Raw genomic sequence first — 25330 nt, 5'->3', positions numbered from 1 at the left:
AAAAATAGAAGAACAATGTCAAAACCAAGTATAATTTCGCATTTATTTTGTGAGAAAATTCTTAAAATACATTGAATGCGTTTTCTATAAATGGTAATATTTCTATAAATACCGATAGGAATCTGCATTTTGTACTGGCAGTTTGTCTTTTAAAGGACAGGCTTTCCACACAAAAGATGTCAGGGAATCGGAGGCTTATCCGAATGTATTCAGAACACACATGTTATGTCGTGGGTGAATCCAAAGCACCCGGGAACAATGCGATAACGAAAAAATATGACTCTTTCTTTGCAGGATTCGTCATCGACATGAAAAACCATGAAATTGTTGATGTCGAATGTACAGCAATGATGGACATTACGGTCTATTTCGTGCGCAGCTTATTTATTGGGAATAAAATAACGGAAGAGGCGGCGATCGAGCAAGCAATTCGAGAACGCTATTTCGGTTCATCTCAAAAAGCATTAATTGTCGCTTTTAAACAGGCCCAGTTGAAGTACTGTGACATAATGAATATATAATGTAGATTGCTTTATCTCACTAATACGTGGATAAAACCCAGTCGACAAGAAGAGACTTCTTGACGGCTGGGTTTTTTGTTTTTATAAATTTACATATCTCAAGGAGGAAATGCATTATGATCGAAAGCGGATTTTTGTATTTGGGAGTGATTGTCGGCCTGGCTGGCCTAGTCGCTTTCCTAGAGTCATCGAAAAGTAAATTTTTTAAGTTTGTTCCTGGCATCGTACTCATTTATTTTGGAGGCGCCATCCTTAAGACTACCGGCATCATTGGATCCACTGAAACGATTGATAATACTTACGGAAGTGTTCGTGATGTACTGCTTCCCATGCTCATTTTTTTAATGCTTCTTAATTGCGATTTAAGAAAGCTGGTAAAACTCGGACCGAAAATGCTTATCGGCTATTTTGCAGCTGCTTTCAGTATCATGGCTGGTTTCGTCATCACTTTTCTTTTATTTCAAGGTTTCTATGCACCGAACACTTCGGAAGCATTCGGTGCTCTGGCAGGAAGCTGGACGGGCGGATCTGCCAACATGGTGATCATCCAGGGAATTTTGGAAGTACCGGAGAACATCTTTGGCTATGCGCTGATTATGGATACAGTTAACTACTCGACATGGGTTATGATCATGTTTTGGCTGGTGCCATTCGCTGCCGTTTTCAACAAATGGGCGAAATCCAACACGGAGCACCTTGATGAAGTAACAGCTGAGCTGATGGAAGAAGATGAAGAAAAAGAAGGAAAAACAATCTCTTTTGTTCACATGCTGGGGCTTCTTGCTTTGGCTATCTTCGTCTCCGCTATTGCTGCAGAACTCGGGGGGCTCCTGCCATCCTTCGGTACCGTGGTGAACGCCACAACGTGGACGATCCTAATTGTCTCCATTCTGGGTGTACTTTTGGCTATGACAAAACTTGCCAAAGTTCCAGGATCAATGGATATAGCTAATGTCTTTCTCTATATTGTCATTGCCCTCATCGCTTCGAGAGCGGACTTTTCCCAACTGGGACAGGCCCCAGTTTACATCATTTCCGGATTCGTCATTCTGGCTGTCCACGCGATCATCATGATGATTGTAGCGAAGGTATTTAAGCTGGATCTTTTCACGCTTGGTGTTTCCAGTCTGGCAAATATCGGCGGGATGGCATCCGCACCACTCTTAGCTGGTGCTTTTCATAGATCTCTAATACCAATTGGGGTGCTTATGGCTCTCGGGGGCTCGTTCCTAGGAACATACGGAGGTCTGGCTGTTGCTGAAATACTGTCTAATTTGTAAGGGGGAAAGAAAATGAAAATTACCGATATAGTATGCGAGAAGAGAACCGTCTCCCTCAAAAGACCTTTCAAAACCGCCATTCGTACGGTAGAGACAATCGACGTATTGGATGTTCGCTTGAAAACAGAGGATGGGACAGCAGGGTACGGATCTGCAACGGCCTCCCTCCAGGTCACGGGGGATTCCCTTGAGGGGATGAGAGCCGCTGTGGAGGGACCGATCACAGATGCTCTCCTATACAAGGACATAAATAAACAAAACGATCTTCTATTGAAACTGGAAAAAAGCTGTGTGAATAATTCAAGTGCAAAAGCAGCTGTGGATATAGCGCTTCATGATGCTTTTGGAAAACAGTACAACCTCCCTCTATACCGACTGCTCGGCGGAGATCAAAAAATATTGGAAACAGACATGACCGTCAGTATCAATGAACCCAACACGATGCAGGAAGAAGCTATGGCAAGGGTTGAAGAAGGATTCGATGTACTTAAATTAAAAGTCGGTCATGAGGAAGAAGAGGATTTTCGGCGTCTGCTTAAAGTAAAAGAAGCAGTGGGAGATAAAGTTCGCCTGCGCCTGGATGCCAATCAGGGATGGAACGGAAAACAAGCCGTACATTTCATTAATCGCCTTAAAGAAGAGGACATTAATGTGGAATTCATCGAGCAGCCCGTACCCGCCCATGATTTAAAAGCATTGAAGTATGTGCGTGATCAAGTTCATATACCGATTATGGCAGATGAGAGTGTATTCTCACCACAAGAGGTCCTTCGCCTGGTAGAGATGGAATGCGTAGATTACTTAAATATCAAATTAATGAAATCCGGTGGACTGAGAAGAGCAGGACAAATCGCCGATATCTGTGAAAGTGCAGGGATCCCGTGCATGATCGGAAGTATGATGGAATCGATCGTTTCCGGTACCGCTGCAGCCCACCTGGCAATGGCTCATCCGAATATTAAGATATATGATCTTGATGCTCCTTTATGGATGAAAGATGAAGGATTGAAAGGGGGCATGAGTTACGAAGGTAAGGAAGTGACGGTAAGTGAAGGACCAGGCCTAGGTTTCTATTAATCTTTAATGGAGGGATTTGATGAAAAAGTATTGGATGATAGTAGCAGTTTTGTTGTTGAGTCTCGCTTTCGGCTCTTCCGTACAGGCGGAGGACAAGGAGATGTATGTAGATGTTTCCGTGGCTACATTATGGAGTGAACCTGATCAAGCGAGAGAGTTAGACGCTCCCTCTTTAAGTAATCCCGTGGATATGTGGGAATGGACCGAAAGCATGACAACTGAGGAAAAGATATGGCTAGTCGGTGAATTGCAGACCCAGGCTCTTTACGGACAGAAAGTGACGATTCTGGAAGAAGACGGATACTGGGTAAAAGTTGCCGTTGAAAGTCAGCCAACGCCGAAAAATGAACTTGGCTATCCTGCCTGGATGCCAAAGAATCAACTCGCTGATGAAAGACGCTACAGTGTAATGAAAAAGAACAAACCTTTCGCTCTTGTGACAAAACCCACCGTTTTTCTATATGACGACAAGAAAAAAAGCCAGGAATTCAAGGAAATTAGTTTCAACACACGCCTCCCTGTTGTAGCTCAGGCGGGAGACATGGTGCTTGTCGCTACGCCAAGTGACGCAATGAAATGGGTAAACAGCAATGACGTATCCATTTATAACCATGAGAAAAACATACCTGATGCGGATGGAAAAGACCTCGTAGAAACAGGAAAACAATTTTTGGATCTGCCCTACCTATGGGCGGGGACTTCCGGCTTCGGTTTTGATTGTTCCGGATTTACCCATACCATCCACAAAGCTCACGGCATAACGATTCCAAGAGATTCCTCTGTACAAGCAGAGCATGGAACACCAGTAGAGAAAGAGAATTTGCAGAAGGGTGACCTGTTGTTCTTCGCTTACGATGAAGGAGAAGGCTATGTCCATCATGTTGGTATGTATATTGGAGAAGGGCAGATGATCCATGCCCCTAATTCCAGAAGTACGGTCGAAATTATTGACGTATTTGAATCCGATTATTATTCCAGCGAGTTTGCTGGTGCAAGGCGTTATATTGATTGAAGTAGCGGTTCAGGAAAAGAGCGTCCAAAAGCCCCACATTGGTCGCTCTTTTTGTTTATTTCTATTGTTATAGTAATTAGTTGACCAAAGATAACTGTGCTTTTGAAAAGAAGTTGTCTACGTTAGCAAACCTAGAGAAAAACATCAAACCAAGAATAACCTGCCAACGCTTTCCTAACCTGCTCATTCCTCTCCTCTAACCAGGTCGTATCGAAAGGTTCTTTTTCTTCAAGGACCCTGATCGTCTCTTCAATAGCCGCACGAACTTTTCTGTAATCTTCTTTTTCCCATAGTTGCAAGTAAGGAATAAAATCTTTATTACCGGATGCTTTTATTTTTTCAAGCATCAACAGAATCATTCCCCTGTTCCTATCCTTCAAATAGGTCATATCCGGATTCTTCTTGCCGCTGCTAAGCCACTCTTCCCATTGGTGTATAAATTCGTCTGCACGTTGAGCAGACTCAATCAGCCACCCTCTTTCTGTGAAGACAATCAATGGAAGCTTGCCAACGTTCTCTAATTCGAGGTAATCATAACGAATCATCCAGTTGATCTTCTTCTTAACTTCCTCCAGTTTTTCACTCTTATAATATCCATAGGAAGGACATGTATCTAATTTCAGTTCCAGAACTTTCTTTTCTTTGGACCCTTTTAGAATCTTGGCAAGTAGGGTCCTTCCTCCTTCAGCGATGCTTGGATCTGCAGCCCTCAATATGATTTTGATTTCTTCATGACTAAGACGACCAGGAGGCATGAGCACTCATCTCCTTATGGTTTTAGTCCTATTATTACATGCTTAGTTGCCTAGTCAATGAATTTTGATAGATATTCTTCTCAGATTTCTTTTTTGGAGAAATCTCAATCCCCTGCTTTTTCTTCATTCATCTCCACAACTCTTATTACAAGACTTCCACAGTTTTTGCACTCAAGTATGTCGCTAATAAATCAAAGAGCATCACACTTGATAAGTGTGATGCTCTTTCTTATATATTACTATTGTTGAACTTACCCGTCGCGGCGTTCTTTAATGCTGTAGTTTATATGAGCAACAACGGTTTTTTCAAAGTCTAAATTGCGCTCGTGGAAATCATCCATTATGGTCATGTCGCAAACCACGGAGTTTTGTAATTTAGAAGAAGTTACGACAGCTTCAACCTGTTGGCCGTCTTTTTGGAAAGTAATGAGGTCACCTTCCGTTGCTTTGTCTTCTTCTTTTACTTTCTGTTCTTCTTCTGAGCTGCTCTTTTTAAACGCAGCATCAACTAAACTTTTTCTTAAATTTTCATCAGCCATCAGAAATTCCCCTTCCTAGTGAAAGTAATGTTTGTTTCAAGATTCAGGCTAAGGATTCCCTTATCTATACCCATAATCAAGGGCTCTCATTCTTCTTAGAGTATTACTCTAACATGATTCTATTTTAGAAGCATTAGGACAGCGTTTCCAACTAAAGGAGTAGTTTTCAAATTCAAATACCAAAAAAGCAGGAGGATTTCCCCCTGCTTTTCCTTCACTCATCTATCTCCACTACTCTTACTGCCTTACTTCCACAGTTTTTGCATTTCCCCTCCAGCATCACACCCACAGGATGATCCACGATGATAAAATCTGTGATGGTGACTGCATCCTTACAGGAGCTGCAAAAAACGTTTGCTATGAGTTGCTTTCTTTCATTTTCAGGTATGGCTAACCACTTTTTGTTCGCTTCCATTCAAGCACCTCCACACGCGAATGTCGTATTAGAACCTTACTTATCTTTCTTTTCAAGCCAAGTCACACACTCCATATGTGAGTTCATGGTCTTATACAATTTTAAAATTTCAACGTCTGCAGGGGTGAACGCTTATTTCCAATCCCCCCATTGAAACTAAAGTGTCAGGTTCTCTTGATGATCTCTTATCAATTGTTATCAAAACACAAAACGCTTATGAGGAATAACGATTCTTATTTTCATTCATTTGGGAGTTCTTCAAACTTTGGTACTTTCTCAAGCTCAGTATCCCAATTTGCTTTGCTTGCATAATAGATATGTCCTTGCGGCTTTATGTTTATATCACCGTCAATACTTCCTGCAGGAACGACCAGTAATTTCCCATCCATTTGTATATTCGGCAAAGCCGATCCACAATTAGTGCAAAAACTTTTTATGTGCCCTTCTGAACGAAAATTAAAGGTTTTAGATTTTTCTTGACCAGACAGCCATCTTAGCTTGGCTGTAGAAGAAAATAGATTGGCTGCATGTGCTGAACCTGTGTCTTTGCGACATCGCCCACAATGGCAAAGATAAAAATTTTCAAAATCTCCTTCTACTTCGTAAGTAACTTCACCACAAAGGCATGATCCTAAATATTTCATAATCAACTACCCCTTCTTAATAAGTTCATTGCTTCATTAAAGAGTCTACACTGTTACTTTATATTAGCTCATTTTTAACATTTAATATAGCATTCAACTTACTACGCAATCTATCCATCAGTAACTTATCTTTAGTTAAATCGTCCAACCATTTTCGCAAAACGCACTTTGAATAGGTTATCAGAAAGTACTATTTCTGTTTCCACCGACTAAAAACACACGAAACTATCTGATTGAGTATAGGCTCAAACCCTTGATCCTATTCAATATTTTCTTGTCAGCAGAGAGACGCACTCCACGTGACTAGTCTGCGGGAACATATCCACCGGCTGAACCTCCTGCGTCGCATATCCCCCATCCTCAAGTACACGTAAATCACGCGCGAGCGTCGAAGGATTACACGATACATAGACAATACGCTCCGGTTCCATATCAAGCATGGCTTTAAGCAGTTCTTCATCACAGCCTTTACGCGGTGGATCGACGACAATCACGTCCGGGCGAAGACCCTGGTTGCGCCACCATGGCATCAGCTCTTCGGCTTGGCCGACGTAAAATTCGGCGTTGTCCATTTTGTTCAGACGGGCATTTTTCTTCGCGTCGGTGACGGCTTCGGGAACGATTTCGACTCCGTACACCTTCTTCGCCTTTTGTGCGAGGAAAAGAGAAATCGTGCCGATGCCGCAGTAGGCGTCAATAACGGTTTCGCCGCCACGAAGGTCAGCGTATTCGAGCGCTTTGTCATAAAGGTTCTTCGTTTGGGTCGGGTTGACCTGATAGAACGATTTTGGTGAGATCATGAATTTAATATCGCCGATCATATCATAGATGTATTCGTCACCCCAGATGACTTTTGTTTCTTTGCCGAGAATCACATTTGTCTTCTGGTTGTTCACGTTATGCACGATTGACTTCACGCTTGGGAAGGCGTCGCGGATTTCATCAATCAGCTTGTCCTGTTCAGGCAGGTTCTTTGTTTTCGTTACGAGCACAATCATAATATCTTTTGTTGTCTGCCCGGTGCGGACCATAATATGACGCAGCGTGCCGCGGTGGGTGTCCTCGTCATAAGCTGAGATCCCTAGTTCCGTGGCAATACGCCTTACAGTTTCCACCATGCGGTCGTTCAGCTCATCCTGAATGATACACGTGTCCATATCGATAATGTTGTGGCTGCGTTTCTGGTAAAAGCCGGTCATAAGCTGGCCGTCTTCTTTTTGTCCGACTGGAATTTGAATTTTATTACGATAGCGCCACGGATCTGCCATTCCGATCGTTTCGTGGACAGGCACGTGCTCAAGGTGGCCGATTTTCTTCATCGCGTTTTTCACCTGATTGTGTTTCATCTCAAGCTGCATGCTATAGCTCATGTGCTGCAGCTGGCAGCCGCCGCATTGGTAATACACGTCACATGGCGGCTCAACACGGTCTTCGCTTTCTTCTTTTACATTCAAGAGCTTTCCAAAGCCGAAGTTCTTTTTCACTTTGACGACTTTTACTTCGGCTTCTTCCCCGGGAAGACCATAAGGTACGAAGAGCGGATAGCCATCCACTTTCCCTACCCCATTGCCTTCATGGGTTAAATCTTCAAACGTCAGGTGTATGGTCTGGTTTTTCTGTACGGGCGGCTTTGGTTTCGCCATCATTCATCCGTCCTTTTCTACTTAGACTCTGTGTTCGTAGTTTATCACAAATCCTAGTGTTTCATGAAACATTAGAAAACGCCGCTGCCCCGGATAGGGACAGCAGCGCTTCAAGATTCTTCTAATTCACCTGGAAATTTATCCTTCGGTAAGAAGAACTCCAGGTGACGGTATAGATTCACAAATTCTCCCGGCATCATGCCGCCGAATTCACCATCAATGTTCAACTGCATTTTCTCATCCGTCTTCACCTTCACACGGCTCGCGGTAGTGTGAATGAACTTCGGATGGTTCAAGTGGTTGCCTTGAATAGCGAGTGTGGCGAGACGGACGAATTCGGCAATGTTCATTTTTTCAATAATCATTAAGTCAAACAAACCATCATCCATACGGGCCGATGGAGCCAGTTTCTCCAGACCGCCTACGGAATTGGTATTAGAAACGAGAAATAACATGATCTCTCCTTCGTACCATTTCCCGTCATACTCTATTTCAACGCGTGTCGGACGGATCGATGGCAGCATTTCAATTCCTTTTAAATAATAGGCCAGCTGTCCGATCATCGTTTTCAGCTTGCTAGGGACTTCATAGGAAATTTCAGTGATCTTTCCTCCCCCGGCAATGTTCATGAAGTAATGGCCGTTCACGCGGCCGATATCCAGCGGCTGAGTATGCTCTTCCAAAATGATATCGACGGCTTTATGAATGTTCCTTGGTATATTTAATGCACGTGCAAAATCATTGGTTGTCCCGACTGGAATGACGCCGAGCTTCGGTTTGTGGTCCTGTTCGGCAATACCGTTAATGACTTCATTAATCGTTCCATCCCCGCCTGCAGCAACGACTACATCAAACTCCCGATCTACAGCATATTTTGCAGCTTCGATCGCATCTCCGGCACAGGTGGTTGCATGTGTTGATGTTTCGTAGCCGGTTTGCTCAAACCGCTGCAGAATATCAGGGAGGACCTTACGAATGACTTCTCTCCCAGAGGTCGGGTTATAGATTATTCGAGCACGTTTCATGGTATGACCCCCTCATCCAGGCTTGTTCCATAGAACATCATAGCTCTTTTTCCTGAATTTGAAAACACTTTTTATAGTATATGATGGGTTTTCCTCATCCATACGAAAGCACGCACCAATCGCCGTGCGTGCTTTCGTTTAACCTATGGCAGGCTTTAACGCTTCTCCATTTCAGCCAAAATAATTTTGTTTACCATCGGTGGGTTAGCCTGACCTTTGGTTTCTTTCATTACTTGACCGACAAGGAATCCGAGCGCTTTGTCTTTACCGTTCTTATAGTCCTCAATGGACTGCGGATTGTTATCCAGAATGGTCGTTACGATTTCGGTCAGCTGACCTTCATCAGAAATCTGGACAAGTCCTTTATCTTTAACAATTTTCTCTGGATCGCCGCCTTTTTCAACCAGTTCGCTGAAGACTTTCTTCGCAATCTTAGACGAAATCGTGCCGTCTTCGATCAGTTTGATCATCTTCGCAAGGGAAGCTGGTGTAAGGGCGAGTTCGTGAAGTTCTTTATAGTTCTTGTTCATATAAGCGGAAACTTCACCCATCAGCCAGTTGGATGCTTGCTTGATATCGGCTCCCTCAGCAATGGTTTCTTCAAAGAAGTCGGATAGTTCTTTGTTATTGGTAAGCACCATCGCATCGTATTCCGGAAGATCCAGTTCTTCGATATAACGCTTCTTACGGGCAGCTGGAAGCTCAGGGATCTGATCGAAAATGCGCTGCTTCCAAGCTTCATCAATATGAAGAGGGACAAGGTCTGGCTCCGGGAAGTAACGGTAGTCGTCAGAACCTTCTTTGACACGCATCAGAACAGTTTCTTTTGTCTGCTCATCATAGCGGCGTGTTTCCTGAAGAATCTCTCCGCCAGAAAGCAGTTCCTTCTGCTGGCGAACTTCTTCAAATTCAAGTCCTTTTTGGACGAAAGAGAAGGAGTTCAAGTTTTTAAGCTCGGTCTTCACACCAAACTCTTCCTGACCGATCGGACGGATCGACAGGTTGGCGTCACAACGAAGCGAACCTTCTTCCATTTTACAATCGGAAACGCCGGTGTACTGGATGATATTTTTCAAAGCTTCCAGATACGCATAGGCTTCCTTCGGTGAACGGATGTCCGGCTCGGATACGATTTCGACAAGCGGTGTACCCTGACGGTTATAGTCCACAAGGGAGTAACCATCATCACTGTGGGTCAGCTTACCGGCATCTTCCTCCATGTGAAGGCGCGTAATGCCGATGCGTTTTTTCTTGCCATCCACTTCAATATCAATATAGCCGTTTTCCCCGATTGGCTGATCAAATTGGGAAATCTGATAAGCTTTCGGGTTATCCGGATAGAAATAGTTTTTACGATCGAATTTCGTGTCTGTCGCGATATCACAATTCAGAGCCATTGCTGCTTTCATCGCATAATTGACGGCTTCCTCGTTCAATACAGGCAATACACCTGGGTACCCAAGGTCAATCGGGTTTACGTTCGTATTCGGCTCATCTCCGAACATATTCGGGGACGGGCTGAAAATTTTAGATGCCGTTTTTAATTCAACGTGGACCTCTAGTCCAATTATTGTTTCAAAATTCATGAGCGCGCACCTCCAAGGGACGGGCGTTGTTTATGGAATTCAGTAGCCTGTTCGAAGGCATGAGCGGTACGATACACGCTGCTTTCATCAAAGTGGTTTCCGATGATTTGCAGACCGATCGGAAGACCATTAGAGGAGAAGCCGCATGGAATCGAAATACCTGGAACGCCTGCCAAATTCACAGGGATGGTCAGGATATCGTTCGCATACATCGTCATCGGATCATCGACTTTATCACCTATTTTAAAGGCTGGTGTAGGTGTCGTAGGCCCGATAATCACGTCGTAATCTGCGAACACTTTTTCAAAATCATTCTTGATCAGCGTACGGACCTGCTGAGCTTTTTTATAATAAGCGTCATAGTAACCTGAGCTTAGCGCGAACGTTCCAAGCATAATCCGGCGCTTCACTTCGTCACCGAAGCCTTCAGCACGGGAGCGCTTGAACATATCAAGCATCGTCTCTGCATCTTCTGCGCGCTTGCCGTAACGGACGCCGTCAAAACGGGCCAGGTTGGCGGAAGCTTCAGATGATGCGATCAAGTAGTACGTGGATAGAGCGTATTTGGAGTGCGGAAGAGATACTTCTTCCCATGTTGCTCCAAGTTCTTCATATTTCTGAAGAGCGGCCTGGACGGCTTCCTTCACTTCAGAAGAAACACCTTCACTTAGGTATTCTTTTGGTACAGCGATTTTCAGTCCTTTGACGTCGCCTGTAAGAGCTTCACTGTAGTTTGGAACCTCAACGTTCGCTGAAGTTGAATCCATGTTGTCGTGTCCAGCAATGGTTTCAAGCAAGAACGCATTGTCTTCCACATTGCGTGTAATTGGACCAATTTGATCCAAAGAGGAAGCAAAAGCGACTAAACCGAAACGGGAGACACGACCATATGTTGGTTTCAAACCGACAACTCCGCAGTAAGCGGCTGGCTGACGGATAGACCCGCCGGTATCGGAACCGAGTGAATAAGGAACTTCACCAGCTGCAACGGCGGCTGCTGAACCACCACTTGAACCGCCTGGAACATAATCCGTATTCCAAGGGTTGCGGACGGCGTCATAGCTTGAGTTCTCATTAGAAGAACCCATAGCAAACTCGTCCATGTTGAGTTTACCAATGGTAATGGACTTCGCGTCATTCAATTTATTTACGACCGTAGCATCGTACAATGGGTCGTTAAAATTACTTAGAATCTGGCTTCCGGCCGTTGTACGGAGACCTTTGGTTACGATGTTGTCCTTCACACCGATCGGCAGACCGAACAGTTTAGCGGTGCTGTCGCCTCGCTGCTGATCGAGTTCTGCAGCCTGGGCGCGGGCGGCTTCTTCATTTAGCGTTAAGAAAGCCTTCACTTGCCCGTCTACCTCTTCAATTCGTTTATACGACTCATCTACAAGATCCGTTACTCGGATTTCCTGATTATGTAGCTTCTCTTGAAGCTCACGTAATGTATAGTCAAATAGAGACATGATCAAACCTCCTATTCCAGTACCGATGGCACTTTGAATTGTCCATCTTTGTGCTCGGGTGCGTTATTCAGTACATCTTCTTTGTTCAGCCATTCTTTTGGCTCGTCTTTACGTAAGACATTCTTCAGATCCAGTACGTGGGTGGTAGGAGCTACTCCCTCTGTGTCGAGTTCATTCAGCTGCTCGGCGTACGTAATAATATCATCGAGCTGCTTAGTGAATGTATCGGCTTCGTCTTCTGTAATAGCAAGGCGTGCCAGGTTGGCTACGTGCTTCACTTCGTCTTTACTAATTCTTGACATAATGCGACCTCCATTTCGATCTCACATAATATATGATCATACCAAATATACGGCTTATGAATCAACGTGCGCTATTTTTACCCTTCTTATCTTAACATAAATGCTCTCCGGCTGTCTTAGCGTGCACCGCTCTTCCTAATATTAAACCTTCCCATAGATCCAGGCAGGTTAACGATAACTTTTGCAACGGAAGCATTAAACGTTATTAACGTTATTGTTAACTTTAATAAGAAAGTTCTGACCCTGCAGGGCGGAATGTGGAAGACTAAGTTTCGAGATATTGTGTGGAAAAAGGAGCTCCGGGGAATGGCTCGCTTTCCGGCCCTGCACGACGCAGGGTCGTTCGACGTTGCCACAGGACGTGGCGATCTTAGTCGAACCTCCCCTTTACTGACAAGTCTCCTCGGTCGTTACCGCTCCCTGTGTGTTTTCGCCTAGCCCCTTCTACAGAATCGGAATTTTATTTGTAATAAGCCATACGTTAGAAACAAAAAAGGACCTCCGGGAGACCGGAGATCCTTTTAGGGGGCTCATCGTTATATTAACGACGAGCTGCTTCATCAAATTCTTCAATAATTTCTTTCGGCGGTTCACCTGCAGCACTGACTGCAATAGCAACAATTAAGTTCAAGATGAAACCAGGTACGATTTCATAAAGATCAAAGATACCGCCGCTCAGGAAGTCACCCCATACAACAACAGTTACTGCACCGACAATAATACCGGCAAGCGCACCGTTACGGGTAATGCCTTTCCAGAACAAGGACAAGATGATGATCGGACCGAATGCGGCACCGAATCCTGCCCAGGCATAAGATACAAGATCAAGTACAGAACTGTCCGGGTTTCCGGCGATCAATACGGCAATTAAGGCGATACCGGCAACCGCAACACGTCCAACCCATACAAGCTCACGCTCAGTTGCGTTAGGACGGAACAGCGCTTTATAGAAGTCCTCTGCAAGAGCAGAAGAAGATACAAGCAGCTGAGAGTCAATGGTACTCATGATTGCAGACAGAATAGCTGCAAGCAGAATACCTGCAATGACCGGGTGGAACAGAATTTGTGAAAATGTAATGAAGATCTTCTCAGCATCGGCAAGCATTTGCACGCCGCCTTCATTAACCACTTCTGCATTAAATGTGCTCAAAGCACCTATGTCTGCTGTATTTACATACGCAAGTCCAACAAGACCTGTGAAGATCGCACCGTAAAGACCCAGAACCATCCAGCCTACACCGATAAAGCGGGCTTTCGGAACATCTTTAGGGGAACGAAGGGCCATAAAACGTACAAGAATGTGAGGCTGCCCGAAATAACCAAGACCCCAGGCTAGAGATGAAATAATAGCTAATGCGCCTACTCCCTGTACCATGTTCAAATGAGCCGGGTCGATTTGACCAACAGCATCGACGGCATTGTTCCAGCCGCCCAGTTCAGAAACAGCTACAATTGGCACGGCAATTAGAGCCAGGAACATAAGGATACCCTGAACAAAGTCTGTCCAGCTTACGGCCAGGAATCCTCCAAGGAATGTATATGATATCGTTACAATAGCTCCAAGCCAAAGAGCTTGTGTATAGCTTAATGCAAAGGAAGCTTCGAACAGCTTCGCGCCGGCAACCATACCGGAAGAGGTGTAGAAGGTGAAGAATAATAAGATAACAGCTGCGGAAATCACACGCAATACGTGAGATTTATCACGGAAACGGTTTTCAAGATAGTCCGGTACCGTGATGGAATCGTTCGCCACTTCTGTAAAGACACGCAGGCGGCGGGCAACAAACTGCCAGTTTAGATAAGCACCAATAGCGAGACCTACACCAATCCACGCTTCAGATAAACCGGATGCGTAAATAGCGCCTGGAAGACCTAATAGCAACCAGCCACTCATATCAGAGGCACCGGCACTAAGTGCGGCTACTCCTGGACCGAGACGGCGGCCGCCTAATACATAGTCAGATAAATCACTAGTTAAACGATATGCGGCAAATCCGATACCAAGCATACCAATTAGATAAATAATAAACGTTATTAACGTTGCTGTACTCATGTTTTTTTAGTCGCTCCTCTCAGTAAATAATGTAATAATGGATAAGATAATTAAGATAGGCATAGGGACAAACAACCAGAACCAGGTTGCCCCTGAAATGGAATATGAAGCAGCTGCAGTCGCTAGTTCAAACACATTTTCACCTCCTGTATGTCGTAATATACACTCCTATGCATTAGTTTTTACTTGTGATACATAAGTCATAGAAGTCTCAAAAGTCAAACACAAGTACAACTATATCATAGTATAATTACAAGAACATTGCAAAAATTGAAACATATTATCGATTGTGAATTTATATGCATTAATGTCGTATTTATATACATATATTCGCAGATTTAACTATAAACATTCATTAATTTCTTTTAATTTTTTTTGGTGCGTTTACCATTTTTTATCTAATTTTTATTTTTTGCAGCTACATGTAGTATGCTCCAATTTCTAAAAAAAACCCATTCTCCGCTTTTTTTATCGCAGAGAATGGGTTTCATTATGATTTACAGCATTTCAGATGTGGTTTTTCCTTGCATATGATGATACAGGTAGTCAGGTCCACCAGCTTTGGAGTCGGTGCCGGACATATTAAAGCCTCCAAATGGATGGTAGCCGACAATCGCAGCCGTACATCCGCGGTTAAAGTATAAGTTTCCAACGTGGAAATCCTCTCTGGCCTTCTCAATGTGCTGACGGTTATTGGTAATTACAGCACCAGTAAGTCCATACTCTGTGTTGTTGGCAATTTCCAATGCTTCATCAAAAGAAGAAGCTTTCATAAAGCCTAACACAGGCCCAAAGATTTCTTCCTGCATAATCGTACTCTCAGGATCGAGATCTGCGAAAACGGTTGGCTCAATAAACCAGCCTTTGCTGTCATCGCCTTTTCCTCCCGCCATCAGCTTTCCTTCTTTTTTGCCGATCTCAATGTAACTAAGAATCTTATCATACGCTCCCTGATCAATGACCGGTCCCATGTAAGAGCGGTTATCAGCAGGGTTACCATGACTTACTTCATTCTTTGTTTTCTGAACGACACGCTCGAGCAGCTCGTCGTATACAGCTTCATGGGCCACTACGCGGGAGCATGCCGAACATTTTTGACCGGAGAAGCCAAAAGCAGAATAGGTAATGGAGTCAGCGGCCAATTCCAGGTCGGAATCTTCATCAACGATGATCGTATCTTTTCCGCCCATTTCGATAATGGTGCGCTTCAGCCACTTTTGACCTTCATGGACTTTGGCCGCGCGTTCGAAGATTCGGGTACCGACTTCACGGGATCCAGTAAAACTGATAAATCGAGTCCGAGGGTGGTCGACAAGATAATCGCCCACTTCTTTCCCGCTGCCCGGTATATAATTGATGACTCCAGCAGGTAGACCGGCTTCCTCCAGTACCTCCATCATTTTATAAGCAATAATAGGTGTGGAGCTCGCTGGTTTGAGTAAAACCGTGTTGCCTGAGACCATAGCTGCGGTGGTCGTACCGCACATGATCGCAAACAAGAAGTTCCACGGAGAAATAACCACGCCTACACCAAGCGGAATGTAATGGAATCGGTTATTTTCAATTGGACGGGAATTGATTTCTACGCCTTTATCAATATCGAGCATCTGACGTGCGTAGAACTCCATAAAATCGATAGCTTCCGCTGTATCGGCGTCTGCTTCTTTCCAGGGTTTTCCGCCTTCTTTAACGAGATGAGCCGTAAACTCATGCTTACGACGACGGACAATGGCTGCGGCACGGAATAAGATGTCAGCACGAAACGAAGCTTTTGTTTTGCGCCACCAGCTAAAGGTCTCGTCTGCGATTCTGTGCGCTTTTTCTGCGAGATCCTGGTTCGCTTTTGCTACGTACCCAATCACTTCTTTCTTATCTGCTGGATTAACAACTTCGATTTTGTCATCGGTCATAATCCGTTCGCCGCCGATAATCAAAGGGTACGTCTTTCCTAACTCTGCTTCCACCTGCTTAATGGCAGACTCAAGTGCTCTGCGATTTTCTTCAATACTGAAATCGGTAAATGGTTCATGTTTGTAAGGGACCACCATGGTTACCCGCCTCCTAAAGGAATAAATACATACAGACGCCGGATAATTTTTTGAAAATTACCACGGCTTTTCCAAAGATTATTTTACCGCAACTTCTTCTCTTCCACAAATCAAATAACCGCAAATGATCCAATTTAGCTTAGTTTAAATACTTAAACTGAATACAACTCTTCACATAGCAAATTTACGTCCATATAAGTATAGTAAATCGAATTTGCTCAAAATTTGCAGATCTCTACCTATAAAAAAAGCCGCGTCGATGTTTAGCATCCACGCGGCTAAGATATTTATTCATAGATATGAACAAAAGGTTCCTCTTGTCCGGCCTGTTGGACAATAAGGCTTTCCTGTTGATCCATACTGTTAATTTTCACTTCTACATCATAGTGGTCCGGGAACATTTCCACTACCAGACCGTACACATACTGAGTGAATCCGACGACTTCTGACTCGGAGCGGAACTGGATGGGAATATCAATAGACACTTGCTGAAGTTCATTATCCACATAGAATCCGTTGGCAATCATCCCTACGAAGTTCGGGAAGTAATCGGATACTTCATCTCGGAAATCAGAAAAGATCTGCGAATCTTCAAAATAGTCATTTTCAGCTTCCTTCGACGGGAAGAGGACGTGTTTTTCATCAATGTCTTGCCAGTCACCAATAGAGGAGGAAGAGCCTTTCACCATAGTTTTGCTTAAAAATTGACCAGGCACCTTGGAACTTGCTTCTTCTTCTTCATAAATAGCAAACACTACCGGTACGTTTTTCAGCTCGTCCCGTTCTCTCAGTCGCTTTAAAATCGTTCCAGCATACTCTTTTCCCTTTTTTAAAAGCTCTTCTGTGGAATGGTCTTCTTTATAATTCCTTCCTTCAGCCGTGAAGTTGTAGACCGTCCGCAAGGAAATACCAATAGTTACCCCTTCTAACTCCACGACATCCCCATCTTTTTTAACCAGATAATCCTGCTCCACAATGTTCGATATATATTTAGGATTTTCACGGAATTGTTCAACGGTCGCTTCATCTTCTTCAAGCTCCGGATTCAATCCTTCTTTGTTTCCGTCGCCGTATCTCGTCAGCCAGCTAAGCAGCGTATCTTTAGTCAGAAACTGACCTGGCTGAAAAAAGTACTCCTCAGGATCATAGTATTCCTTAGAGTGCCGCCTGAGGCCTTGTTCAAACTCGGAGATGTCCATCCGGTTCCCCATTTGATTCACCGTGACCGACCGGGCTTTTGATACTTTCGAACGATCTTCCGATAAAATCATGCGGTACGTTTCTTCTGAGATGCTATGATTCGGAACGATCGAGGCTTGATTGCTGTCTTTATCTCTTGTTTCCTGAATGACTTCATCCTTATTATCAAACACTGGCGTACACGCGCTAACCAAAAGCAATGAACCAACCAACAGTGCATGCCACTTCCTCATGTATCCCACTCCCCATGTAATTACGTGAAACGATGATCTTCCGTGAATTGTGCCGGGATTTCCTGCCTGTCCCCAAAGCTCCACTCGTTTACATGAGAGGAGTGGCGCCTGTCTGTTTTACTCCGGCTGAGATACCGCTTGTTTAAACTGCTCTTCGTTCCATATCTCTACACCCAGCTCTTCTGCTTTTGTGTACTTCGAGCCGGCATCTTCCCCAGCAATCAGGATATCCGTCTTCTTACTGACACTTCCGGTAACGTTTCCGCCCAGTTCTTCCACCATACTCTTAATATCCGAACGTTTGTATTCTTCCATCTTTCCTGTAATGACGACCGTTTTATCTGCAAACGGAGAGTCCGCAGGTGCTTCCTGCTTCCTTGCTCCTTTGTACGCCATATTAATCCCCAGCTGCTTTAATTCTTCCAGTAACTGGATGACCTGAGGTTTATCAAAGTATCTTGCAATCGAGTCCGCCATTTTCTCGCCGATTTCCGGAATGCCTTCGAGCGCTTCCGCATCGGCCGCTGCTAAATCATCCATATGTCCGAACTCCTGCGAGAGTGTATTGGCCGCTTTTGTGCCAACATAGCGGACACCAAGCCCAAACAACAAACGTTCCATTGAATTTTCCTTGGAAGCTTCAATGGATTTTAATAAGTTCTGAACTGATTTCTCCCCCATCCGTTCAAGCTTCAGTAATTCTTCACGCTCCAGCTTATACAAGTCTGCGATGTTGTGAATCAGCTTTTCTCTGAACAGCTGGGCGATCACTTTCTCTCCAAGGCCTTCAATATCCATCGCATTGCGGGATACGAAGTGGATGAGAGCCTCCCTGAGCTGAGCCGGACAGTTCGGGTTGATGCAGCGTAAGGCTACTTCCTCTTCTAAACGAACAAGCTTGCTTTCACATTCCGGACATACTTCCGGCATATGGTACGGTTCTTCTTCACCGCTTCGCTCATCTACCACAACACGAACCACTTCTGGTATGATGTCGCCGGCTTTTTTAATCACCACGGTGTCGCCGATCCGAATATCCCGCTCCCGTATTAAGTCCTCATTGTGAAGAGATGCGCGCTGAACAGTTGTACCCGCAACTTTTACCGGTTCTAAAATTGCGGTAGGCGTCACCACTCCAGTACGGCCGACACTCAGTTCAATATCTTTAAGAGTCGTAATCGCCTCTTCAGCCGGGAACTTATAAGCTGTTGCCCAGCGCGGGCTTTTAGCTGTAAAGCCAAGCGTGTCCTGCTGATCCAGACGATCAACCTTAATGACGATGCCGTCAATTTCATAATCGAGGTCCTGGCGTTTTTCTACCCAGCTATGAACATAGTCGATCACTTCCTCGATATCGTTACACTTTTTCCATTCCGGATTCGTTTTAAGCCCGAGCTTCTCCATTTGCTCGAGACGTTCACTATGGGCCTCAGAGGACTCCTCCTGCCATTGGCCAATTCCGTAAAGAAAAATATCCAGGTTACGCTTCGCCGCAATTTTGGGATCAAGCTGGCGCAAAGAACCTGCTGCTGCGTTTCTCGGATTGGCAAAAGGCTCATCTCCGCGCTCTTCACGCGCTTCATTCAAAGCGTTGAAGGATTGCTTCGGCATATACGCTTCGCCCCTGACTTCAAGCGTCTCCGGCTGTTTCAGCCTGAGTGGTATATTCCGAATCGTGCGAAGGTTTTTCGTAATATCTTCACCGGTCGTCCCGTCGCCCCGGGTGGCTCCCCGGACGAACACGCCATCCTCGTAACGGAGGGAAACGGCCAGACCGTCAATTTTTAATTCACATACATAACTAACATCTTCATCCGTTCCACCGCGTACCCGTCGGTCGAAATCGCGCAGTTCCTGGTCGTCAAATGCATTACCAAGACTCAGCATCGGCACGTCGTGCTGCACTTTTACAAATGCATCGAGCGGCGCACCACCGACACGCTGAGAAGGAGAATCGGCTGTTTGAAAATCTGGAAACTCCTCCTCGAGCTCAATCAGTTCCTGCATTTTCTGATCATATTCGTAGTCAGGAACGCTTGGAGCATCGAGCGTATGATATTCATAGCGGTATTGTTCTAGTTCTTCTCTTAGGGAATCTATCTTTTTCTTTGCTTCATCTGCGTTCATAACCATCCACTTCCTTACGCTTTCGTAATTGGTGCATACCGGGCAAGTAGTCGCTTAATACCGGTTGGGGCCGGAAAAGCAATATCAAGCTCCATCGCATCGCCTTCACCCTGTACATTCACAACAGTTCCTTCGCCCCATTTTTTATGGGCAGCTTTATCACCAGGATTCCATGTGATTTTCTCGCCGCCTGTAGATTCTTTTGGCTGTGGTTTCTTCGCGGCCCGCTTCTTCGGCTGCGGAGCTGAGGCTTGAGCACCCGCCGGCTCACGTTTTTTATTGAAGAATGGCAGCTCTTCCGGCTGTTCTTTGCCTTCTACGAGATCTTCCGGAATTTCATTAATAAAACGGCTGATCGGATTCATATTCGTACGGCCGTATAACGTACGCATTTTTGCATGGGTAATGAACAGCTGTTTCTCTGCCCTGGTAATACCTACATAAGCGAGACGTCGCTCTTCTTCCATTTCCGATTCTTCCGTCAGGGCGCGGCTGTGTGGAAACACATTCTCTTCCATCCCAATCAGGAAAACGAGCGGGAATTCAAGTCCCTTAGCAGAGTGAAGCGTCATCAGCGTAACCGTGTCATCACTACTAGGATCTTCATTCATGGAATCGATATCCGCAATCAGGGCAAGATCTGTTAAAAAGGCGATCAGTGTCTTGTCTTCACTGTTTTCTTCAAAGTTCTTCGTGACCGATTTGAACTCTTCAATATTCTCAAGACGGCTTTGCGCCTCTATACTTTTTTCATTCCTCAGCATTTCTTCATATCCCGTTTTCGTAATGACATCCTGGACCATATCCGTAGCAGACAGAAATTCCTGCTGCTGGGTCCAGTTCTGGATCATTTTACGGAAAGCCATGATCGCCTTGGCTGCTTTTGCACTGACGCCGACGAAATCGACTTCCGCTGCCGCTTCATATAAAGAAATGTCATGGTCAGCCGCGTAAGCCATCATCTTATCCATACTCGTCTTACCGACGCCGCGTTTCGGTTCATTGACCACACGCTGGAAACTAAGGTCATCATTTGGATTCGCGATGAGACGAAGATAAGCAAGCATGTCCTTAATCTCTTTACGATCGTAGAACTTCGTGCCGCCGATCATCTGGTAAGGTACCCCTGCTTTCACGAAGGTCTCCTCAATCGTACGGGACTGGGCGTTCGTACGGTATAGAATCGCGGCATCTTTATATTGAAAGCGTCCCTGTCTGATGAGATCTTCAATTTTATCCGTCACAAACAAGGCTTCCTCACGCTCGGTATTCGCCTGATGGTAATGGATTTTGTCTCCGCCGTCATTATCCGTCCAAAGCCGCTTCGGCTTGCGTCCGCTGTTATTATCAATCACATTATTGGCTGCGTTCAGAATCAGTTCCGTGGAGCGGTAGTTCTGTTCAAGCAGAATCGTACGGGCATTCGGATAATCACTTTCAAAATTGAGGATGTTCTGAATGTCCGCTCCCCGCCAGGCGTAAATGGACTGATCGGAATCCCCTACGACGCACAGATTCTTATACCGGCTTGCGAGCTGCTTGACCAGTTGATACTGGGCATGGTTCGTATCCTGATACTCATCAACGTGAATATACTGGAACCTGCGCTGGTAATATTCCAGTACTTCCGGCACGCGGTCAAATAGAGACAGGGTCTGCATGATCAAATCGTCAAAATCGAGCGACTGATTTTTGCGAAGCTTCTTCTGATAGCCTTTATAAATCTTCGCAATCTGCTCCTCATGCATGCTGCCAGCCTTCTGTTCATAGTCTTCCGGCGTCATCAGTTCGTTTTTCGAGTTACTGATCGCCCCAAGCATCGCCCTTGGATCCCAGCGTTTTGGATCAAGATTAAATTCTTTCAATACCTGCTTGATTACAGACAGCTGGTCACTCGAATCCAGGATCGAAAAGTTCCGGTCATAACCGATCCGGTCGATGTCACGTCTTAAGATCCTCACACACATGGAGTGGAAGGTGGACATCCAGATTTTTTCTCCATCTTTTCCGACGAGAGATTCCACACGATCTTTCATTTCACGGGCAGCTTTATTCGTAAAGGTAATCGCAAGAATATTTCGGGGAGCTACATCTTTTTCACTTAATAAATAGGCAATCCGGTGCGTCAATACGCGGGTTTTCCCACTTCCTGCCCCTGCCATAATTAGTAAGGGTCCTTCTGTATGAGTCACTGCATTACGTTGTTCTTCGTTCAAGCCTTTAATCAAGGCATTCATTGCTTGTGCCATCGTACACCATCCTTAATCAAAAATTGGATTTTTTTGCTACGCTGACTGTCTTCAAGGCAGCATCAAGGTCTTCGTACAGCACGTTGCCGACGACAATCACATCAGCACAGGCACTCATTTCCTCTGCCTGCTTGCTGGACCTGATACCGCCGCCGTAAACGACTGTTGTATGTTGTAATTCATTCGTTATCTTTTTAACAAGCTCAGGATCTCCGTAAGTGCCGCTGTATTCTAAGTAAAAAACCGGCAAATGAAACATATGCTCAGCCATCCTTGCATAAGCAAGAACATCCTCTTCATCAGGGAGATAACAGTTGGCATGTTTGAAAACTTTAGCTTTCTCATTTAAAACGCAATAGCCTTCGACCACCATCTGGTCCCAGTCCATTATGTCGCCATACTCCTTCACCGCTTGATGATGAATATCGAGCATCCATTTTTTCTCACGGCTGTTCAGCACCATCGGAATGAGGTACCCATCAAACTCAGGAGCAATCACTTCTATATCTGAAACTTCCAACAGACAAGGCACATCATAGGGCTGGACACGGTCAAACAAATCACTCACATTTTCAAAGGTTACACCGTCAGTTCCTCCGATAATCACAGCATCCGTACCTGATTCCAAGATCAATTGCAGGTCATGATCCGACAAAGTCTTTTGCGGATCCAGCTTGAAGACATGCTTCCACTCGCTCAGTTTGTTCATTTCCGTCCTCCAAAAAAACTTTTGTCCATTCACTTATTATAGCAAACTTTGCTTACTGGGTTGAATGGATAAGGGAGATAAATTAGCGAATGTTTTATGTCTGTCGGCTTAAAAGGACAGACCTCCGTATTCTAAGATTAGTCCAAACAAAAAAGCCGTTCAATCTAAAATTGAACGACTCGGGAACAGCCGGGACGACGTACAGAGCATCGTCACCAGACCCACGCTTAATATCGTGATGGTGGATAGCAGCAGCGTTTCCATAGAGAAAACATAGCCGCTTATCCCAATGATCATAAGGTCTATAAAGAAAATAACAAAACCAACGTTCATTCTCGATAAATCCGCAATCATTTGGGCCAGGAGGTCAGTTCCTCCGGTGCTTGTCTTATGCCGGAGCATCAGTCCGATCCCACCGCCTACAAACGCTCCGCCCACGATGGAGCTGAGCGCCGGATCAAGCGGCAGATGATAGGCTCTGAGTCCATGAAGAAGATCGATGAGAAAGGAGGAGATAAGCAGTCCATGGAGACTGTTATAAAAATAGGCTCGGTACCTGAACCAGGCAATGGTAAAAATCGGGATACTGCATAAAATGATGGTGAAACCGACTTTCAACCCCCACACGTAATTGGCAATCAGCCCAAGTCCGATCATTCCCCCATCAAGCACATGATCCGGCATAAGGAAAAAGTTTACACCAAGCGAAATAAATAAGCTTCCTAACAGGATCATCAGGCCTTTTTTCAATAAGGATTTCATCAGAAAAATCCCCTTTTTGGACAGGTTTCTTCTAGCCTATGCCTGTCCCGCCCTGCTTAGAAGCTATTTCTTCAAACCTGATCCGCACAACACCATCACTGCCTTTTCATCGGGATGAACAATTTCTGCTTTATGCTGTTGATAAGCTGCATACGTCGCGGCGGTTGTTGGCTCTACATAGAAACCTTTACCGGCAAGTTCCTGCCCTGCAGACTTTATCCCATCCTCAGGGGCTGTCACTATTGTGCCCTTCGTATCTTTAACCGCTTCTAAAATCTCTTTCCCACGCATGGGATCCGCAATGGCAATCCCTTCGGCCAGCGTGCCCCTGTTTTCTGCCGGACTCACGGGCTCACCGCTTGCAAAAGCACGGGCAATCGGCGCACAAGCCTCGGACTGGACACCAATTATTCTTGGTATTCTGTTGATGACGCCGGCCTCTTTTAAATTCTGAACTCCAATATAGGCGCCAAGCAGAAGCGTCCCATTCCCCACCGGAAGAATGAGGGCGTCAGGCACCTGTTCCCCCAGCTGCTCCCAGACTTCAAAAGCAAATGTCTTCGTACCCTCATAGAAAAATGGATTGTACACATGACTCGCGTAATAGAGATTTTCTTTCTCCACAGCTTGTTTTGCGGCCTCAGCCGTATCCTCACGTGACCCGGGGATCTTATGGATATGAGCCCCGTGCGCTTCGATCTGAGCGAGTTTTTTCTCAGAAGTAGAAGCGGGTGCATAGATGTGGCAGTTGATACCGGCTCTTGCGCTGTACGCTGCGATAGCTGTGCCAGCATTACCGCTGCTGTCGGCAATGACAGAGGATACGCCCAGTTCTTTCGCTTTTGCGATTAAAACCGCTGCCCCGCGGTCTTTAAAAGAACCTGTCGGCATGAGGTAGTCCATTTTCATTAAAAGGTTTGGATGATCAGCATCCAGAGGGACGAGCGGGGTCATCCCTTCTCCCATGGTTATAGTGTTATCCGTTGTTTCAAAAGGCAAAGCTTCCTGATAACGCCACATGGTTGCCTGTCTCTCTTTAATCTGACTCATTGGAAAATTCACCGAATACGGCTTCACCCGGAACAACCCTTCTTCCGGCCTCCAGTCCACTCGATTCGGAATATACTCGTTGTTCCACTGATCTACAAACACACCCTTCACCACACACACTCCCTATCTTATATATAAAAGTTTCGGCCCTGCATGACGCAGGACCATTCGACGTTGCCACACAACATGGCGTTCTTAGTCGAACTCCAGTAAAGCTCCCGTTTGTGTAAGACTCAGTTTTGAGATAAATTGGGTCCGTTATGTTAACGGGGTCTAGGGCTGGCGGGGAAATAACTCGCTTTCCTATGGGGGAACGGTGAGCTTCCTCGCTCGTTTCACTCCCTGCGGGATCTCACCTAGTCCCTTCTCCCATGGGAGTCTCGCCATTTCCCCATACCCGTACAAGCTAAGCTCTACAATTTCGTAACTCCCTTATAAACGTTACTCTTTTAGATGAAATTTCTAAAGGAGGATAATTTTATGGATCTTAATAAACACCTTCGGTCTATGGCTCAAGCTATTACAGAAACTTTAGGGGATCATTCTCTACGACAAACAGCTAAAGAAACGGGATTTTTGAAACGGTCCAGTAAACTTAAACCAGAAGCATTCTTAAGTTTATGCACCCTCT

General features: G+C 45.1%; 22 protein-coding genes and 1 pseudogene. 5 read left to right on the top strand and 18 right to left on the bottom strand.

The genetic code is table 11. The annotated features are described in order from the left end of the window. Nucleotides 1-203 precede the first annotated feature (203 nt). The 4 genes from BMZ06_RS08395 to BMZ06_RS08380 all read left to right on the top strand — a co-directional run bounded on the left by BMZ06_RS08395 (nt 204) and on the right by BMZ06_RS08380 (nt 3890). Nucleotides 204-521 (top strand): DUF3870 domain-containing protein, encoded by a 318-nt coding sequence (locus BMZ06_RS08395; RefSeq protein WP_089751611.1) that lies wholly within the window; start codon nt 204-206, stop codon nt 519-521. A 116-nt stretch (nt 522-637) separates the two neighbouring features. Then, entirely contained in the window at nt 638-1801 is a 1164-nt protein-coding gene (locus BMZ06_RS08390) for a DUF819 family protein (protein ID WP_089751610.1), read from the top strand. Between the two features lie 12 nt (nt 1802-1813). After that, the gene (locus BMZ06_RS08385; RefSeq protein WP_089751609.1) at nt 1814-2878 is read left to right on the top strand and encodes a dipeptide epimerase; all 1065 of its coding nucleotides are present in this window, start codon (nt 1814-1816) and stop codon (nt 2876-2878) included. A gap of 19 nt (nt 2879-2897) precedes the next feature. Continuing rightward, on the top strand, nt 2898-3890 hold the full coding sequence (locus BMZ06_RS08380; RefSeq protein WP_089751608.1) for a C40 family peptidase: 993 nt from the start codon (nt 2898-2900) through the stop codon (nt 3888-3890). A 131-nt stretch (nt 3891-4021) separates the two neighbouring features. Here the strand turns inward: BMZ06_RS08380 and BMZ06_RS08375 are convergent, their stop codons facing one another. The 18 genes from BMZ06_RS08375 to thrC form a co-directional block, all read right to left on the bottom strand. Next, nucleotides 4022-4645, bottom strand: coding sequence for an RQC-minor-1 family DNA-binding protein (locus tag BMZ06_RS08375; protein ID WP_089751607.1), 624 nt, complete (start codon nt 4643-4645; stop codon nt 4022-4024). Nucleotides 4646-4896: 251 nt separating this feature from the next. Further along, nucleotides 4897-5184, bottom strand: a complete 288-nt coding sequence (locus tag BMZ06_RS08370; RefSeq protein ID WP_089751606.1) for a YkvS family protein — start codon at nt 5182-5184, stop codon at nt 4897-4899. 214 nt (nt 5185-5398) lie between these two features. Next, nucleotides 5399-5599 carry a hypothetical protein gene (locus BMZ06_RS08365; protein ID WP_089751605.1) on the bottom strand — a complete coding sequence of 67 codons (201 nt, stop codon included), beginning with the start codon at nt 5597-5599 and terminating at the stop codon, nt 5399-5401. A gap of 239 nt (nt 5600-5838) precedes the next feature. Beyond that, on the bottom strand, nt 5839-6243 hold the full coding sequence (locus BMZ06_RS08360) for a GFA family protein (RefSeq protein ID WP_089751604.1): 405 nt from the start codon (nt 6241-6243) through the stop codon (nt 5839-5841). A 263-nt stretch (nt 6244-6506) separates the two neighbouring features. After that, the gene (gene rlmD / locus BMZ06_RS08355) at nt 6507-7886 is read right to left on the bottom strand and encodes a 23S rRNA (uracil(1939)-C(5))-methyltransferase RlmD (protein WP_089751603.1); all 1380 of its coding nucleotides are present in this window, start codon (nt 7884-7886) and stop codon (nt 6507-6509) included. Between the two features lie 110 nt (nt 7887-7996). Then, nucleotides 7997-8911: a diacylglycerol kinase gene (locus BMZ06_RS08350; protein ID WP_089751602.1), complete on the bottom strand. Its 915-nt coding sequence runs from the start codon at nt 8909-8911 to the stop codon at nt 7997-7999. Nucleotides 8912-9066: 155 nt separating this feature from the next. Then, nucleotides 9067-10497 (bottom strand): Asp-tRNA(Asn)/Glu-tRNA(Gln) amidotransferase subunit GatB, encoded by a 1431-nt coding sequence (gene gatB, locus BMZ06_RS08345; RefSeq protein WP_089751601.1) that lies wholly within the window; start codon nt 10495-10497, stop codon nt 9067-9069. Next, the gene (gatA, locus tag BMZ06_RS08340; protein WP_089751600.1) at nt 10494-11966 is read right to left on the bottom strand and encodes an Asp-tRNA(Asn)/Glu-tRNA(Gln) amidotransferase subunit GatA; all 1473 of its coding nucleotides are present in this window, start codon (nt 11964-11966) and stop codon (nt 10494-10496) included. Before gatA ends, gatB begins: the two co-directional genes overlap by 4 nt. 11 nt (nt 11967-11977) lie before the next feature. Further along, nucleotides 11978-12268, bottom strand: coding sequence for an Asp-tRNA(Asn)/Glu-tRNA(Gln) amidotransferase subunit GatC (gene gatC, locus BMZ06_RS08335; RefSeq protein ID WP_089751599.1), 291 nt, complete (start codon nt 12266-12268; stop codon nt 11978-11980). Nucleotides 12269-12809: 541 nt separating this feature from the next. Then, nucleotides 12810-14321 carry a sodium/proline symporter PutP gene (gene putP, locus BMZ06_RS08330; RefSeq protein ID WP_089751598.1) on the bottom strand — a complete coding sequence of 504 codons (1512 nt, stop codon included), beginning with the start codon at nt 14319-14321 and terminating at the stop codon, nt 12810-12812. Between the two features lie 6 nt (nt 14322-14327). Then, nucleotides 14328-14456, bottom strand: a complete 129-nt coding sequence (locus BMZ06_RS21120) for a hypothetical protein (protein ID WP_014641887.1) — start codon at nt 14454-14456, stop codon at nt 14328-14330. Between the two features lie 362 nt (nt 14457-14818). Next, nucleotides 14819-16369, bottom strand: a complete 1551-nt coding sequence (gene pruA, locus BMZ06_RS08325; RefSeq protein ID WP_089751597.1) for an L-glutamate gamma-semialdehyde dehydrogenase — start codon at nt 16367-16369, stop codon at nt 14819-14821. Between the two features lie 287 nt (nt 16370-16656). Beyond that, the gene (locus tag BMZ06_RS08320) at nt 16657-17802 is read right to left on the bottom strand and encodes a CamS family sex pheromone protein (RefSeq protein ID WP_089751596.1); all 1146 of its coding nucleotides are present in this window, start codon (nt 17800-17802) and stop codon (nt 16657-16659) included. A gap of 117 nt (nt 17803-17919) precedes the next feature. Beyond that, nucleotides 17920-19929: an NAD-dependent DNA ligase LigA gene (gene ligA / locus BMZ06_RS08315; RefSeq protein WP_089751595.1), complete on the bottom strand. Its 2010-nt coding sequence runs from the start codon at nt 19927-19929 to the stop codon at nt 17920-17922. Nucleotides 19930-19943: 14 nt separating this feature from the next. After that, a complete protein-coding gene (gene pcrA / locus BMZ06_RS08310) occupies nt 19944-22178 on the bottom strand; it encodes a DNA helicase PcrA (protein WP_089751594.1) in 2235 nt (744 codons plus the stop codon). 16 nt (nt 22179-22194) lie between these two features. Next, entirely contained in the window at nt 22195-22887 is a 693-nt protein-coding gene (gene pcrB, locus BMZ06_RS08305; protein WP_089751593.1) for a heptaprenylglyceryl phosphate synthase, read from the bottom strand. A gap of 159 nt (nt 22888-23046) precedes the next feature. After that, the gene (locus BMZ06_RS08300; RefSeq protein ID WP_175477830.1) at nt 23047-23649 is read right to left on the bottom strand and encodes a YitT family protein; all 603 of its coding nucleotides are present in this window, start codon (nt 23647-23649) and stop codon (nt 23047-23049) included. Nucleotides 23650-23712: 63 nt separating this feature from the next. Next, nucleotides 23713-24810: a threonine synthase gene (thrC, locus tag BMZ06_RS08295; protein ID WP_089751591.1), complete on the bottom strand. Its 1098-nt coding sequence runs from the start codon at nt 24808-24810 to the stop codon at nt 23713-23715. 369 nt (nt 24811-25179) lie between these two features. Here thrC and BMZ06_RS20390 point away from each other — a divergent pair. Next, nucleotides 25180-25330: pseudogene (locus BMZ06_RS20390) on the top strand (IS4-like element ISHaha1 family transposase); the annotation flags it as partial.

The organism is Halobacillus alkaliphilus, from assembly GCF_900113125.1.
Classification (GTDB): Bacteria; Bacillota; Bacilli; order Bacillales; family Halobacillaceae; genus Halobacillus; species Halobacillus alkaliphilus.
The sequence above is the reverse complement of the archived record's forward strand: the minus strand, read 5'-3'. Positions and strand labels throughout refer to the sequence as shown.